We start from the raw sequence: 17,314 nt of genomic DNA on the forward strand, positions 1-17,314 counted from the left end.
AATTTAATTAATTTATTTCAACTTATACAAGCTAATTTACCAAATAGTATCTTTTTTATAAAAAAAGACGCTAAATAATGTAAATGCCAAAAGAACTCCTACTGAATTTGCTATTACATCATAATAGTCTCCAGTTCTATATACCGTAATTGTAGCTTGTAAAACCTCAATAATTATGCCGTAAATCAAACAACAAATAGATACAATATAGGTTTGATATTTTGTTTTAACTAAAGCTAACAACCAAGAAAAAGTAAGAAAGAAATAAGCAATTGAGTGTTCAATTTTATCAATATTGCTAATTGAGATTGGTTGTTTACCTAGCTTTATTAAACTAAGAATAGCGATACTTATTGTAATAAATATCGCTATTATGATTCTGTTTTTCTTATCCTTGAATAAGTTCTTGATAAGCATCAGCACTTAATAAACCTTCTAATTGTGATTCATCTGATATTTTAATTTTAATCATCCAACCTTTTCCATAAGGATCTGAATTCACCAATTCAGGCTCATCTTCTAAACCTTCATTGAATTCTGTAACCTCTCCAGATAAAGGCATAAATAAATCTGAAACTGTTTTTACTGCTTCTACTGAACCAAAAACTTCTTCTATTTCTAATGTGTCATCTAAAGAATCTACATCTACATAAACGATGTCTCCTAACTCTCCTTGTGCAAAATCCGTAATTCCTATAGTTACTACGTCTCCTTCAACTTTAACCCATTCGTGGTCTTTAGTGTATTTTAATTCTGATGGAATGTTCATTGTATTGTTGTTTTATATTTTTGTTTGTTTTTAATTTCCTAAGTTATATACTAAATTAATACCAGCATTGATTGATTGTCTAGGGAAAGTAGTTGAAACTGCATAATTAAATGTTTGGTGATTGTAATAAAAAGATGCAGTTAGATTTCTACTTAAATTATAATCTGCTAAAAATTTTATTCCAAATAACCTTTCTCCCCCTGTTACTTGATTGTTCTCTTTATCAACACTTCTTATTAATGTTAAATTGTCTCTTAATGATATATCTGCTCTAAAGTTGATGTCTCCTTTTAATGTTTCTTTTTTACCCGTAAATCTGGTTACAAATTTAACATCTCTTATCTTATATCCAAATCCAATTACATATTCTGTTCCATTTATATCAGTTATTGTATTATTGTTAAAATTTAGTGTTAAACTTCTATCTCTTCTAATTTCACCTTTAAAGGATAATGAATTTTTCATTCTAAAATCAACCTTAATTAATGGTGAAAATTCATCTATTAAAGTTGCCGACGAAATTAATAATTCTGGATGATAATTACCAGAAGTATTTACTTTGACTGATGTTGGACCTTCATACTGTAAGTTATTAGTATAATTACCTATCGTATAAGACGATTTATATCCATGAGACACTGTAAACGAAGAGAATGTTTTCTTAAACCATTTAAACTTCATTAAACCGTTATAACGAAGCGTCCAGTTAGGTATAGGAATGTTTTTAAAGATTCCTGTACTTACAGAATTTGGACTACTACCAGAATAAGCTGCTAAAAAAGCTGGTAACATTGCTTGTTGTCCACTTTCTTTAAACCCATTGACTGGTTGAGCTGTTGTAGCTAATCTATTTGCAATTGTTGTTCTATAATTTAAAAAGTTTTGATACAAAACTTCATTATTTGTGAACATTGTACCTAACATAAAATGACTGATACTATAATTTCCTGTTTCAAAAGATTTAATATTTGGATTTTGTTCAAAACCACCATTTCCATCAGAAATTACATCTAGTTGTTGGGTAATATTACTCGTTTGAATTCTATTACCTCTAAAATCGATTGTTAAACTTTTTAATGGTTTTACAGAAATGGTATAATCTAATTTTCTGTTACTAGTTCTACCATAGTTTTTATTATAATATTCTTGCCCAGGAATACTTCTAATAATCCAATTATTATCAATCGCTGTTCTTAAAATATCAGTTTGGCTACCAAATACAAACCCAAAAGTAGGAGCAAGACCACCATCAAAATTATTTCTACCAAGAAAACCAACAGTTGGTTTATATCCTTGTAATAAAGTTCCGTTGTTTTGGCTATAATTAATTTTAGCTCTCTTTACTGACGTTAAAACATCATATAACCCTTTCAATGCTTTTTTTCCAAAACCAGCATTCTTTTTTAGTTTTGCTTTTTGAGCTACTTGTTTACTTCCTAATTTTAAAGATCCTTTCTTAATTGGTCCCTTCTTAGCTCCTCTAATTAGCAATTTATCTAGCTTTAATACCTTATAGAATCGTCCGAAATCTATTGTAGTGTTTAAATTATGTGTGTTGGCATTTTGTATCATATTCCCAACTTTATCTACATAACTTTGTGAAGCCGCCTTCCAATCAAAATCTGCTGTATATCCATAATCAGCAGATATAAAACTTAAATAAGGTAATTTATTAATAGGAACCTTATATGTTGCATTTAATTTTTGGTGGTAATTATTAGGACGTCCAATACTAAAAAACTTATCATATATTTCTAAGTCTTCATCCCTACCAAAACTATCATAAATATAATTATTAGTAGCATTGAAGTTTAATTTTAACGACTTTGTTAAATCAAAACCAATAGTATAATCCCAATCAAAAACAAAATTACGTTGTTTAAGTTCTGGCTGTGGTGATAACCCTTCTATTAAATTTCTTGATTGTTGTGCACTATAATTTCTATTAATTCTTGAATTTACTGCAATATTTTTAGGAACAGGATTAATATTTAAATCTTTAATAAATCGTAAATATCTATTACTAAACATTTTTGATTTTTTGAATGGCTCAACTATCCAAGGTTTAAAGTTAAAATTATAACTAGCTCCAGCCATCACATTTTGATTGACATATTTTTGAATATTGTAATCTTTATGAAACTCTTCATTAAACGAATATGAAACTGAAAAATTTTCTACATCATAAAATTTCTGCTTCTTCTTACTTTCAGGGTTTCTATTCTTTTTAACGTTAATGAAACTTATGCTTTTTCTTCTAGTATAATCTTGAGAATTTTTACTGTTAGGGTTTTTATCTAATGCATCTTCTAGTTTTATATCTTGAAATTGCGGATCATATTTAGGATCTCTAAACTCTTCTCCATAACTATAACTCATAGGTATTTGCATGTTCCATTTTTTGGGCATCATTTTTCCTACCTGAACATTTGTTGCTACATTATATTGTTTTACTTCTTCAATACTTCTTTGCTGTACTCTATCTTCAACATTTCCAAAACCAATTGTAGACATTCTTCCGCCTATTGATACATCTGCAACATCAGCAAAATTAGCATCTGCATTTAAAACAGCTGCCCATCCTCCTTTATTATCAAAACCAACAGCTCGCAACTCATTAAACCAAACCTCAATTGTTTTAGGTACAGCAGAATTATTCTTCACACCTAACATTACTGTTCGTATTTGTGCTAACGTTGGATTACCTTTTACCGATATCTTTAACCCATTTGTACTTACTCCAGAAAATACATCAGTTAAAGACCCAGTCCTTTCCAGTTTAAGATTAGCTAACTCTTCTAAGAAAATATCTAAATTATTTTCCTCTGGCCATACCTTATCTGACTCAGGTGTTCCAGTAGTACTAGAATAAATTAATGGTTTTTCAATTTCATAATAATTTTCATTTAAATCTGTTCCTAAACGAATAATAGCTACACTTTCAGTGTTTTCTCCTTGTTTTGCTATTCTATTAGGATCTTCAGCATGCACAAACATTCGTAAATTTTTATATCTACGCATATCTATACTTATGTTTTTATAGATAGTTCTAAGTGAATCAGCAGGTAAATCAGAAACTTTTAAAGTAACAGATTGTTCATTTTGGCGTTGAACTCTATTCGTTCCTTGTAACTGTTCTCTTTCAATACCAGGAGGTAGAGCATACTTATCACTATTTTGCTCTATATTAACAATTCCTATTTCAAATTTATTAATTTCAGTGTTAGGAACATTTTTTGTGTATCTCCTCCAATCACTACGAACCAATTCTAATTCTCCAAAACGTAATACAACTGGTATTCTAAACTGTGTAACAAACATTCTTACAAAACGAATACTATTAAAATCAGTAATTCCATTTACTGGTGTACCACCTTTTACTGGTATTCTAAATTGGTACCATCTAGTTGTTCTTGATTGACCATTTGACAAAGTAACTGTGCTATTTTTAACATCAACTATATTGTTAAATCCAACACCTTTATCTAACTCTGTTTTATTTAACGGTATTTCATATTCAAAATAACTATTAACAGGATTCATCGTTTGATCCTTATTAATATCTTCTGTATCTGGATATGTAGATGATGATGTAGGATATGCTTCTGTTGACTGCCCTGAAGTAGGTGAGTTACCCTGAGTATTATTAAAATTCTTATAACGAGTTAAAATAGATGCATTAACAGCATCTAACTCACTACCTCTAAAAAACTGAAAATTATCTCCAGACGGATCTGATAAAGCTTTGTATTCAGCTGGAAAAGATGATATACTGTGAAAATCACTTTTCTCTTCGGCATCACTTAGCCCATCTAATCCAACATCTTGATTTGTTCTAGCATTGTCATCTGAAGCAAAAGCATATAAGATGGAAGGATTAATTGGAGTGTAACCCCAAACTGATTCTCTAACATTACTACCATTAGTTTTAATACCTGTTTCTGGTAATCCATTTTCATATTGCTTACTACCATCACGTAAAATATCTTCTGATATATTTCCTAAATTTATCAATAACTTACCATGGTTAATTGCATCTTTAGGATTTGCACCAACTGGTAATCCTTCGGATTCAGTTATAGAATAGTTTTCATACGGATCCATTAACCAAAACTGAATATACTCAACATTTGCCTGTTCAAAATTATTTGTTGTTAATGGACGCATAATACCACCCCAACTTTCTTCAGGTTTTTTAAGTGTTACCTTATCATTTCCTGCATCAATATCAACTTCAGTTGTATTTGTATTAAAATTATAAGGACCTCTTTCATTAGGATAGTACGCTAAATCTAATGTTCTTACTAAATTTTGTTGTGTAATATCTAAATCTACATCGAATAATTCTTCATATCTAATTTGACGAACTTCATCTCTTGACAATTCATTTTCATTGATATTACCTGGTCTATTAGTACTTCCATAAAAAAGTTGATCGACATTATACCAAGCTATCTTAGCTCTTTTATTATTATAAACTAAATTATTTACTTCTTTTCCTTCAACTTCTAACCCTTGTGATTCAGGTGTACTTGCCAAAAACCACTGTTGAGGAGAATTTAAATTAATAGGAATCTGTGATGCTTCAAAATCATCTAAATATGAGGTAGCTGTTCCATTTACATCAATACCGCTAGGTGATCCCGGTAGTAAATATGCCATATCAGCTCTTACTGATATTTTTGAAGGAACATCAGTCTCTACATATGGTAATTTATTTGCTAGTTTCGTAAAATAAGGTACTTCAGATGAATAATCTAAATTGAAACCAATCATTGTGTTATCAATTGGTTCTCCTCCAAAATTAACTTTTGGAGTAATAGGCTTTTCACTAACATTTAAAAATGTACCACCTATAGTAAAGTTCTCTGCAAATCGATGTTCAACATCTATTCCGATAAATGTTTTTCTTTGTTGATTAAAAAAAGTATTGTTTTCTACAGTAGCATTAATAGGTGTTCCTGAAGCTTCTAATCCAGGGTCTAAAACTTGCACTCTCCCTAATTGATAATCTACCACATAATCAATACCTTCAACTAATTGTCTTCCTCCAGCTGTAACTTTTACTGAACCCCTCGGTATATTAAATGCTCCTAATGATATTCCTCTACTTGATTCTGATTTAAAGTATCCTTTTAAAAAGTATTTATCCTTATTTTGAAATTCATTTTTTGCTTGAATTTTAGTTGTCAAGTATAAATCTTTAAATAGATATTTACTTTTATCGGCTCCAACTAATTTTGAATCTAAATATGAATTTTCTCCAAATGGTTCAGGATCTGGAAATATAATATATCCTTTTTGTGAATTTACAGTTGCTCCTTCTATAAAATCAAAAAAACCATCACCTCCTGCTACTTCATACTGACTTTGATCTAATCTATCAATATGTAAAACTTGCATTAAAGGGGTTTCTTTTATACTGGAACTACTGGCATTTTGTAATGTATTTTGTAAAGTTCCAGTTTGATCATCACGATATAATAAATCAAAACGAAAACCTTGTTGCTGTAAAGGATATGCGCCTATCGCATATACATTTTTCATCATTAATCTCCATGTAGGAAATGACTCATCTAAATTAGTAACAGAATTTTTTCTAACCGTAGTTAATATTTCACTTCTAAGTAATTTTACTACTAAATTTGCTGGGGCAACAACTCCATCATTTGAAAACTCCCCTACTTTAAAAACCGTTTCATTATTAGATGCTCCAACTACAGTATATTCATAGGCTACAGCTAAAACCTCTCCATCATTTAATCTTCTATTTAATGATATAAAACCTAATTGTGGATGTAACTTATATTCATTAGCCTGAAGTTTACGTGCATTTTGCAAATATGAAAAATCTGTACCTTGAGTAGCTTTTTGAGGAGCAACAACTCCATCTAAAGTACTATTCATTGTTGCGATATCTCTAAGACCACTAGTATTTGTTAACAACCCTCCAAATTCGTTTACTTCATTATAAGGTATTACTTTTCCGTTAACAGTAACTAAGTTTGGATTATTAGTTACTTGAGTTTTCACCTTATTTTCATCTTTAGACTCTCCTATATCAGCAAGTGCAACAATACTTCTAAAGTCAGTAACACTTTGTGTTCTATTGGTAACCCAAACTTCTACTCTGGTTATATTTATTGAACTATTTATTAAAGGATATTGTTTTAGTGCATCCTTATAGTTTTCTCTAAAATATTGTGATAAAAAGAAGTGACGATCATTATCATAATCAGAAGCTCTTAATTCAAACTCTTCAATCGTAGCTCCACCTTCGGCTACAACTGTTTTTGATTGCGAATTTTGTTGAGAAAATGCAGCTGTAACACGAGTTTTTCCAAATTGTAATTCTGCCTTTACCCCAAATAAAGCCTGAGCACCGTTTATTAATGAATTTTTAATAGGCATACTTATGTTACCTGCATCAATACCTTGAATAATATCGTCTTCAGTTGGTGTGTATTCTAATTTTATAAGATTTTGGAAATCAAAAGTAGATTGCGTATCATAATTAGCAGTAACTTTTAATCGTTTTCCTACTTTGGCTTGTAAACTTGCACTTATTTGTTGGTCAAAATCAAAAGTAAAACTACTTTGATTATCTATTGATATTTGTGGATTTTCATTATTTTGATAAACACCTCCTAATTTAATATTTACTTGTCCTCTAGGAATAACCTCAACTTCATTTCCTCCAAAAACAGATTCAAAAAACTTTGAGTTCACATAATATTTTGGTAACAAGTTTTTTCTAGCTTTATTATTTCCTTTTTTTCTTGAATTAGTTGCATCAACTTTTTCTTTAAAATAGTCTTTCATATCGTTTTTTAAACGATACTTTTCATATTCTCTTGGAGTCATAAAAACTGGAGTCCCTATATAATAATCTCCAATTTTTTCAACTATTACAAACTTATTTATAGCTTTATCGTATCTGACTTGAAACTGTGAGGGATTATTTAAAAAAAGTTTTCCTTTTTGACTAAAATTAAAATTATACTTAAGTGGTATAACTGTATCTTTTTTTACTCCTTGTTTATTATTATTCGTAATACTTTGTGAAAACGAAACAACACTTACTAGCAAAGTAAGTGTTGTAAATAATTTATTCATAAATGTCTTTCCCAACTCTATTATAAGTTTTTTAACGCCTGCTTTATAAGCTCTTCTACAGTAGCTTCAGGTGTTACTTTTAATATATTATTAACTACTTTATCTGCTTGTTTCCGAGCAAATCCTAATACCTCTAAAGCAGATAACGCTTCTTCTTTATTTGTATTGTTTTGTTTTAATGAAACTTCATCTAAATCAAAGGTTTTTAGAATTTTATCTTTCAAATCAACAATAACTCTTTGTGCTGTTTTAACACCAATACCTTTAACTGATTGAATTAACTTTACATCTTCAGAAGCTATTGCTTGTTGAATTTCTTCAGATGTCATAGAGGAAAGCATAGTCCTTGCTGTACTAGGTCCAACCCCAGATACTGAAACTAATAATCTAAAAATTTCTCTTTCTGTTTTATTAATAAATCCAAACAAAGTATGTGCATCTTCTCTAATTGATAAATGCGTATATAACACGATGTTCTCATTTTCTGGTAATAAAGAAAATGTATTTAAAGAGATATGTAATAAATATCCAACTCCATTACAATCTACTACCACATAGGTTGGATTTTTCTCTACAAGTCTTCCTCTAATTTGTGTTATCATTCATTAATTTTTTGCGTTGTCTAAAGTAGAAAAAATATTTGTTTTTAAAAACACTCATTTTCAAGGTTTTTCCCCCTCTTTTACATTGTTTTTTTTAATGATTTATTTTGTGCATCAACTACAGCAACTGCTGCCATATTAACCATTTCATCAACACTAGCTCCTAATTGTAATATATGAACTGGCTTGCTCATACCTAACAAAATTGGCCCAACAGATTCAACTCCGTCTACCTGCTTCATTAACTTATACGTAATATTAGCGGCATCTAAGTTTGGAAATATCAATACATTAACTCTTTTTCCATTTAATTTAGAAAACGGAAATTCTTTTGCTAACAAATCTGGGTTTAATGCAAAATCAGCTTGTAACTCACCATCAACCACAACATTTGGGTAATTTCTATGAATATAAGAAACTGCTTCTCTAATTTTTGCAGAACTTTCTGACTTTGATGATCCAAAGTTTGAAAAACCTAACATAGCTACATTTGGCTTCATTCCAAACATTTTTGCCAAAGTAGACGTTAATTGTGTAATTTTTGCTAAATCTTTGGCCGTTGGATTGATATTAATAGTAGTATCAGCTAAAAACATTGGTCCTTGCTTAGTAAGCATTAGGTTTGTTGCTGCTACTCTAGTAACTCCTTTATCCTTTTCTATTAGTTCTAATATTGGTTTTACTACTGATGAATAAGGTCTAGAATATCCTGTAATCAAAGCATCAGCTTCACCACTATTTACCATCATAGCTGCAAAATAATTACGCTCACGCATTAATTTTTTAGCTTCAAATAGAGTTACCCCTTTTCGCTGACGTGTTTCCCAGAAAAAATCAGCATAACGATTTCTTCTTTCCTCTTCTTCATCTATTTTTGGATCGATAATTTGAACATCACCTGTAAAGCCAAGTTCTTCTTTTAATTCCAAAATGACTTCTTTTCTACCTAATAAAATTGGAATACCAATTTTCTCTTCATAAACTCTTTGAGCTGCTTTTAATACATCTAAATGATCAGCTTCAGTAAATACAACTCTTTTTGGATTTTTCTTAGCTCGGTTATGTAATAATCTTATTTCTTTACTTCCTGTACCTGATCTATCCATTAACTCTTCTCTATACTTCCCCCAATCTTCAATAGGCTCTTTAGCTACTCCTGAATCCATAGCTGCTTTCGCAATTGCTGGAGGGATTTCATAAATTAATCTTGGATCAAATGGCTTTGGTATAATATAATCTTTTCCAAAAGAAAGACTTATTTCATCATACACTATATTCACTTGCTCTGGCACTGATTTTTTAGCTAAATCTGCTAATGCATGTACAGCCGCCATTTTCATTTCTTCATTAATTTTTGATGCTCTTACATCCAATGCACCTCTAAAAATAAAAGGAAACCCTAAAACATTGTTAACCTGATTAGGATGATCAGATCTTCCTGTTGCCATAATAATATCTTCTCTTGTAGCAACTGCCACATCATAAGAAATTTCAGGATCAGGATTTGCCATAGCAAACACAATAGGATTTTTTGCCATTGATAATAACATCTCTGGTGTAACTACATTACCTTTAGATAACCCTATAAAAACATCTGCATTATGCATTGCTTCTTCTAAAGTGTTTACATCCTTATGTGTTGCAAATTCTGCTTTTTGTGAAGTAAGATTATCTCTATCATTTCTTATTACACCTTTACTATCACACATAATAACATTTTCCCTTTTAGCTCCTAGAGCTAAATATAAACGAGTACATGATATCGCAGCTGCTCCTGCTCCATTTACTACAATTAGAACTTTAGAAATATCTTTACCATTAATTTCTAAAGCATTTTTTAATGCCGCTGCAGAAATAATAGCTGTACCATGCTGATCATCGTGCATTACAGGAATATCTAATTCTTCTTTTAACCTTCTTTCTATCTCAAAAGCTTCAGGTGCCTTAATATCTTCAAGGTTTATACCTCCAAAAGTAGGTGCAATTGCTTTTACAGTTTCTACAAATTTATTTACATCAGTTGCATCAACTTCAATATCGAATACATCAATATCTGCAAATATTTTAAATAGTAATCCTTTTCCTTCCATCACAGGCTTTGATGCCTCAGGACCAATATCTCCTAAACCTAAAACCGCCGTTCCGTTTGATATTACTGCTACTAAATTACCTTTAGCAGTATATCTATATACATTGTCTTTATCTTTTGCTATTTCTAAACAAGGCTCAGCAACTCCTGGGGAATATGCCAAAGACAAATCGTGTTGAGTTGCATACTTTTTAGTAGGAACTACAGAGATTTTTCCTGGCTTTGGTTTTGCATGATATAATAAAGCTTCTCGTCGTTTTCTAGATTCGCTCATAATAATGTTGTTTGTATTAACTGACAAATATACATTTTGTTCTGTTGTAAAAACAATTTAGAAACTGATAAAAATCATATTTAATTATCCTTTATTAATAGATTTTTGCGGCAACCAAAATAAAAAAACTAAATTATGGAAACTCCCCCAAAACAAATTATTAACGAAGAGGTAAAATGGGACAAGACCCAAACAATTGTAAGTAAAACGGATTTACACGGAACGATTTTATATGCTAATGATATTTTTACACAAGCTTGTGAGTATAGTGCCATTGAATTAATTGGCGAACCTCATAACATAATTAGACACCCAGATATGCCTAAAGTAGCATTTAAAGTCTTATGGGAAGCTTTAAAAAAAGGTGAAAACTTTCATGCCATCGTTAAAAACTTAACTAGAACTGGAAGATATTATTGGGTTATTACTGATTTTACAGTTGATAAAAATGAACAAGGTGAAGTTACTGGTTATACAGGACGAAGAAAAGCTGTTCCAGAAGGTGTTATTAAAAAAATTGAGCCACTATATAAAACATTACTTGATATTGAAAAATTAAAAGGCGAAAAGGTCAGTGAATTATATTTTGAAGGTTATTTAAAAGAAGAAATAGGCAAGAACTATAACGAGTTTGTTGTTGATTTATTTAAAGAGGAAAGTAAAAAAGAACAGTACGATACTCCAGCTAATAAAGATAAAATTAAAAAAGGCTTAAATTGGTTTTTCTTTGGTGATTTCCTTTAGCAAACCACCCCTATTTTAAAAATAAAAAACAGTAACTTTTATTTAAAATTAAGGTTACTGTTTTATTTGTTTTAATTATTTTTGTTTAGACTAAATAAAGTATTAAATGACAAAGATATCCCCCAAACCAATCAAGATTATAAACGAAGAAGTAAAATGGGATAAAACCCAGACAATCATAAGCAAAACGGACATTCATGGTACAATTTTATACATGAATGATGCTTTTGAAGAAGCTTCTGAATACAATAAAATTGAATTAATTGGTGAGCCCCATAATATTATTCGTCATCCTGATATGCCTAAAGTGGCATTTAAAGTTTTATGGAACGCTTTAAAAAAAGGTGAAAATTTCCATGCTATTGTTAAAAACTTAACAAGAACCGGTAGATACTATTGGGTGATTACCGATTTTACAGTTGATAAAAATGAGCAAGGTGAAATTACTGGTTATACCGGACGAAGAAAAGCTGTACCAAATGGTGTTATTGAAAAAATTGAGCCTTTATATAAAACACTTCTAGAAATAGAAAAAATAAAAGGAGAAAAAGCAAGTGAGTTATACTTTGATGCTTTTTTAAAAGAGGAAACTAAAAAAACTTACGATGAATTTGTTATCGATTTATTTCAAAGTGAAATAAGAGACACCAAAATCCTAGAAAAAGACAACAAAGAAAACAAAATTAAAAAAAGCCTTAATTGGTTTTTCTTTGGTGATTTTTTATAGAAAAGAATAAAACTATTTAAATATTAGTTTGCTAAAAACAAAAAGCCGTTTCTATCTAAACGGCTTTTTTATAAATCTATAACCAAGCTTACTTACTTTATTTTTCAAATAAACACGAACAAAAACTTAACAATTTGATAATAATTACTTAGTCTATTTTATTCATGACATTTAACTTTTGTATTCAAATCAATTTTTACTATGCTTGGGTTTTTATTTGCTATTTTTAATTTAAATGGTTCACTGTAACGTCTAATGACTTTGTCATTTCTATACATAATGTATAAAATTATGTAGCCTTATTTCAGGACGGGTCATTGTAAATACTAACGGTAACGAATGTGTAAGTAATAGATAATAAGAAAAGGGATTTTGTATTTTAGCTAAACAAATAAGTTATATCTTAAAATTTAATTAAATACAAATAATCTTATTCACTTCACTGAAACAAGAAAATAATGAAAACTAAAAACAGCAAAAAAGACATCTATTTTATTCTTATGATTTGTATAGGATTAGCTTCATTTGGTTATTATCTTAGTTCAGAAGAAAAAAGACAATTAGAGAAAAGTCATTTATATACTATTGGTACTATTATTAAAAAATATAGAATACCAAAAAGAGGCTATCGTATAAGATATAGATACTCAATAAACGGTTCTTCTTATGAAGAAAACCAAGATTTAACAATAAAAGTAGACTTGGTCAAATTAGGGGATAAATTTAAAGTTAAATATTCTGACGAAGACCACTCTGTAAGTGAATTGATTTTTGAAAAAAGAATAAACAATTAGTAATGAAAAAAAACAACTTAATTTTTCTTTTAGTAAGTATTTTAATTATGATTTTTTTCTCAGTTTATAATAGTAATATAAGTCTTTCAAAAAATAAGAAAATAGAAATTATAGGAGTAATTAATGATATAATCTATGATTCAAAAAAAATCCCATCAATTTTTGTTAAAGGTGAGAAGTATTATCTAGCAAGGTTTAATATAAGAAAAAGACATGATTTACAAATAGGTGATTCAATTTTCAAAAAAAAGAATAGTAAAATATTAGAATTACATTCAAAAAGTAGTAATGGATATATCAATACTGAAAATTTTGAATTAAAAAAATAAATAAATTCCCTATTTATTTAATCACCCTTCAAAAAAGAAATAGTACGTTGCAAACCAATAAATTTGGTTCGTTTTACTGCCGATTTTTTAAATACTTTACTAAATGTTTCTTGCGTTAACTCTTGCCAATCTCGCTTAGTTATTTCTAATAAATTTTCTTGAGATGAAAACAAAGGTTCAGCATGTGGTTTAGAAAAACGATTCCATGGGCAAACATCCTGACAAATATCACATCCAAACATCCAGTTTTCCATTTTTTCTTTGAAAGTTGAAGGAATGGAATCTTTAAGTTCAATTGTTAAATATGAAATACACTTACTACCATCAACCGTATTATTTGGTAAAATAGCTTCTGTTGGGCATGCATCAATACAACGAGTACATGATCCACAATGATCAGTAGTAAATGGATGATCATACACCAATTCTAAATCAATAATTAATTCGGCTAAAAAGAAAAAAGACCCTTGCTGTTTCTGTATTAATAATGAATGCTTCCCATTCCAACCCAAACCTGCTTTTTCTGCCCAAGCACGTTCTAAAACAGGAGCAGAATCTACAAAACAACGCCCAGACACCTCCCCTATTTCATCATGTATAAGCTGTAATAATGCTTTTAACTTACCTTTTATAATTTGATGATAATCTTGCCCATAAGCATATTTAGAAATCTTATAGCTATCTTTTGATTGAACTTCCTCCGGAAAGTAATTATACGTTAATGATATTACAGATTTTGCGCCCTCTACTAACAATGTTGGATCTAATCGCTTATCAAAATGGTTTTCCATGTACTTCATTTCACCATGAAAGTCATTTTTTAACCACGCTTCTAAACGAGGTGCTTCTTTTTCTAAAAACTCAGCTTTTGCAATACCACATTCTAAAAACCCTAATTTCTTAGCTTGGGCTTTTATAAAATTAGAATATTGCTCTTTTTTACTCATTTATAGTTCGTTTTCAAAAGCAAAATTACCAAAACTTTTATTTTTATAGTTTTCTTAGCGATATGTTAACAAATAAATACTGAACTTTGCCCGTTAGTAATATATACTTTAAAATATTTCCTCTATGAAAAAAGTTTATAAAATATTGATTGGCTTTGTTTTAGTCATTTTCATTTTATTAGTAAGCATTCCTTTATTATTTCAAGATAAGATTCTTGGTTTGGTTAAAGAAACTGTAAACAACAACGTAAATGCTAAGGTTGATTTTTCTGATGGTAACTTAAGTTTACTAAGGAATTTCCCAAATGCATCTGTTACACTTTCTAATGTTTCAGTAATAAATCATAAGCCTTTTGATGGAGATACTTTACTGTATGCGAAAGACGTTGTTTTAAAACTAAAACTTACTGAACTTTTTAAAGCTTCTTCTGACCAATTAAACATAAAATCTTTTACTATTGACAATGCTTTGGTAAGCGTAATGGTTAATGAAAAAGGAAAAGCAAATTATGATATTGCTAAACCTTCTACTGAAGTTACAGTTAACGAAGAAGCTTCAAAAGAAAGTGAACCGTCTACTTTTGGATTATCAATTGACGGTTATAGTATTAGTAACACCACTATTAAATACAACGATAAAAAAGGAAAAATGTCTCTTTTATTGAACGACTTTAATCATAGTGGTTATGGTGATTTTTCTCAATCAAACTCAGAATTAACTACCAAAACAACATCTACCATTTCATTTGGAATGGACAATGTTTACTATGCCAAAAATCAAAAGATATCTTTAGATGCTATTCTTGGAATGGATTTAGTAAATAAGAAGTTTTCATTTTTAAAAAATGAAGCTAAGCTGAATAACCTAGCTCTTGTTTTTAATGGTTTTGTTCAAATAAATGAGAATAACCAAGAAGTACATATTGATTTTAAAACTCCATCATCTGACTTTAAAAATTTTTTAGGCTTAATTCCAGAGGTTTATGCTAAAAACATCGCTGATGTTAAAACCACAGGAAACTTTAGTGTAGCCGGAAAAGTATTTGGAACCATTGATGAAAAGAACATTCCAAAACTGGATATAGCTGTAAATGCTAAAAACGCCTCTTTTAAATACCCTGACTTACCTAAAAGTGTTCGCAACATAAATATCAACGCTCAATTAAAAAACACTACTGGGAAGGTTAAAAACACCTTTATAACCATTGATAATCTTTCTTTTAAAATTGATGAAGATGTTTTTTCTGGAAAAGGAAGTTTATACAACTTAACTACAAATCCGTTAGTAAAAGCAAATTTAAACGGAACTTTAAATTTAGCCAATATTAACAAAGCCTACCCTGTAGATTTAAAAAATGAACTAAGTGGTAAATTAAAAGCAAATTTGCGCACTAGCTTTGATGTTGATGCTATTAAAAAGAACATTGTTAGGCGTATTAAAAATGATGGTACTATTGAGGTAAGCGATTTTGTTTTTTCTTCAAAAGATATTGTAAACCCTCTTAAAATAAAGAACACCAAAATTAATTTTGATCCTAAAGTTATTTCACTAACAAAGTTTGATGCTAAAACTGGAAAGAGTGACATGAATGCTACTGGAAAAATTAATAACCTTCTTGGGTTTTTATTGTCAAACAAAAAACTACAAGGTACTTTTAATGTGAAATCTAACAATTTTTATGTGAGTGATTTCATGCAAAAAAACACAGATACTCCTACCAACGATGATACTTCAAAAGAAGAATCGGAAACTAAAGAGATTTCAACAGAAGAATCACTAAAAATTCCAGCTTTCTTAGATTGTAAAGTTTTAGCAGATGCTAAAACTGTTCATTATGACAACTTAACTTTAAAAAATGTAAAAGGAACTTTATGGTTAAAGGATGAAAAAGCTATTTTACAAAATGTAAATGCAGGAATTTTTAACGGACAAATAGCATTAAATGGGGAAGTAAATACCCAGAAGAAGCAGCCTACTTTTGCTATGAAATTAGGAGTTAAATCATTTGATATTTCTCAATCTTTTACTCGTATGGATTTATTAAAATCATTAAGCCCAATTGCTGGTGCTATGAATGGAAAATTAAATTCAGACATTAATTTAAGCGGTAGTTTGAATAAAGATTTCACCCCAAACTTAACTTCAGTTTCTGGAAAAGCTTTAGCTCAACTTTTAACTACTAAAATTAACCCTGAAAATTCAAAAGCTTTAAGCTTATTAGATAATAAATTATCATTTATAGATTTAACAAAACTAGATTTATCAGACATAAAAACACATTTATCGTTTAAACAAGGAAAAGTAGCAGTAGCTCCTTTTAAATTAAAATATAAAGATATTGGCATTAATATAGGAGGAAGTCATGGTTTTGATCAGAGTATGAATTATAACGTTACTTTAGATGTTCCTGCTAAATACTTAGGAAGTGAGGTATCTGGCTTATTATCAAAACTAAGCGCTAAAGATCAAAACATAACGGTACCAGTTACTGCAACGATTACAGGAAACATGACATCTCCAAGTGTTACTACTGATTTATCTTCTTCTGTTTCAAAATTAAGTCAGAAATTAATTCAACAACAAAAAGACAATTTAGTTAAAAACACGTTAGGAAATTTACTAGGAAAATCTAAAAAGGATACAACTAAAACCTCAACAAGTACCAAAGATGCAACCGTTAATAAAGTAAAAGATGTTTTAGGAGGTTTATTTGGTAAAAAGAAGAAAGAAAAGAAAAAGAAATAACTATCTGCTTCTTTTAGCAATAATACACATAAGGTTTCCTAAATTGATTAGGAAACCTTTTTTATTTATCAATACCTATGCTGAACTTTTTATACCTTAAACTTTTTAGCTAAAAAAATTATTCAGGCAACCATTTATAAAAAACGTGTGTCTATGTTTTTAAGATTTCTTTGTAAC

At 29.5% G+C, this 17,314-nt stretch carries 11 protein-coding genes; 5 read left to right on the plus strand and 6 right to left on the minus strand.

Annotated features, from left to right (window positions below; translation table 11 throughout):
- Window positions 1-36: 36 nt before the first annotated feature.
- The 5 genes from DS884_RS06000 to DS884_RS06020 all read right to left on the minus strand — a co-directional run bounded on the left by DS884_RS06000 (window position 37) and on the right by DS884_RS06020 (window position 10,850).
- The gene (locus DS884_RS06000; protein WP_113786126.1) at window positions 37-417 is read right to left on the minus strand and encodes a VanZ family protein; all 381 of its coding nucleotides are present in this window, start codon (window positions 415-417) and stop codon (window positions 37-39) included.
- Window positions 389-769 (minus strand): glycine cleavage system protein GcvH, encoded by a 381-nt coding sequence (gene gcvH, locus DS884_RS06005; RefSeq protein ID WP_093869753.1) that lies wholly within the window; start codon window positions 767-769, stop codon window positions 389-391. Before gcvH ends, DS884_RS06000 begins: the two co-directional genes overlap by 29 nt.
- 30 nt (window positions 770-799) lie before the next feature.
- The gene (gene sprA, locus DS884_RS06010) at window positions 800-7,885 is read right to left on the minus strand and encodes a cell surface protein SprA (RefSeq protein ID WP_113786127.1); all 7,086 of its coding nucleotides are present in this window, start codon (window positions 7,883-7,885) and stop codon (window positions 800-802) included.
- A gap of 20 nt (window positions 7,886-7,905) precedes the next feature.
- The gene (ruvA, locus tag DS884_RS06015; protein ID WP_093869751.1) at window positions 7,906-8,487 is read right to left on the minus strand and encodes a Holliday junction branch migration protein RuvA; all 582 of its coding nucleotides are present in this window, start codon (window positions 8,485-8,487) and stop codon (window positions 7,906-7,908) included.
- A gap of 80 nt (window positions 8,488-8,567) precedes the next feature.
- Window positions 8,568-10,850 carry an NADP-dependent malic enzyme gene (locus DS884_RS06020; protein WP_113786128.1) on the minus strand — a complete coding sequence of 761 codons (2,283 nt, stop codon included), beginning with the start codon at window positions 10,848-10,850 and terminating at the stop codon, window positions 8,568-8,570.
- 135 nt (window positions 10,851-10,985) lie between these two features.
- Between DS884_RS06020 and DS884_RS06025 the strand changes: the two genes are divergently transcribed.
- The 4 genes from DS884_RS06025 (at window position 10,986) to DS884_RS06040 (ending at window position 13,444) form a co-directional block, all read left to right on the plus strand.
- Window positions 10,986-11,594, plus strand: coding sequence for a PAS domain-containing protein (locus DS884_RS06025; RefSeq protein WP_093869749.1), 609 nt, complete (start codon window positions 10,986-10,988; stop codon window positions 11,592-11,594).
- Window positions 11,595-11,700: 106 nt separating this feature from the next.
- Complete coding sequence (locus DS884_RS06030; RefSeq protein ID WP_113786129.1) at window positions 11,701-12,321, plus strand: PAS domain-containing protein; 621 nt, start codon at window positions 11,701-11,703, stop codon at window positions 12,319-12,321.
- A gap of 458 nt (window positions 12,322-12,779) precedes the next feature.
- Entirely contained in the window at window positions 12,780-13,115 is a 336-nt protein-coding gene (locus tag DS884_RS06035) for a hypothetical protein (protein WP_113786130.1), read from the plus strand.
- A 2-nt stretch (window positions 13,116-13,117) separates the two neighbouring features.
- Window positions 13,118-13,444 (plus strand): hypothetical protein, encoded by a 327-nt coding sequence (locus tag DS884_RS06040; RefSeq protein WP_113786131.1) that lies wholly within the window; start codon window positions 13,118-13,120, stop codon window positions 13,442-13,444.
- A 17-nt stretch (window positions 13,445-13,461) separates the two neighbouring features.
- On the opposite strand, the gene queG is transcribed toward DS884_RS06040, so the two are convergent.
- Window positions 13,462-14,391: a tRNA epoxyqueuosine(34) reductase QueG gene (queG, locus tag DS884_RS06045; RefSeq protein ID WP_113786132.1), complete on the minus strand. Its 930-nt coding sequence runs from the start codon at window positions 14,389-14,391 to the stop codon at window positions 13,462-13,464.
- 124 nt (window positions 14,392-14,515) lie between these two features.
- On the opposite strand from queG, the gene DS884_RS06050 reads away from it, so the two are divergent.
- A complete protein-coding gene (locus tag DS884_RS06050) occupies window positions 14,516-17,137 on the plus strand; it encodes an AsmA-like C-terminal region-containing protein (RefSeq protein ID WP_113786133.1) in 2,622 nt (873 codons plus the stop codon).
- Window positions 17,138-17,314: the final 177 nt, after the last annotated feature.

This window comes from Tenacibaculum sp. E3R01 (assembly GCF_003318185.1).
Classification (GTDB): domain Bacteria; phylum Bacteroidota; class Bacteroidia; order Flavobacteriales; family Flavobacteriaceae; genus Polaribacter; species Polaribacter halocynthiae.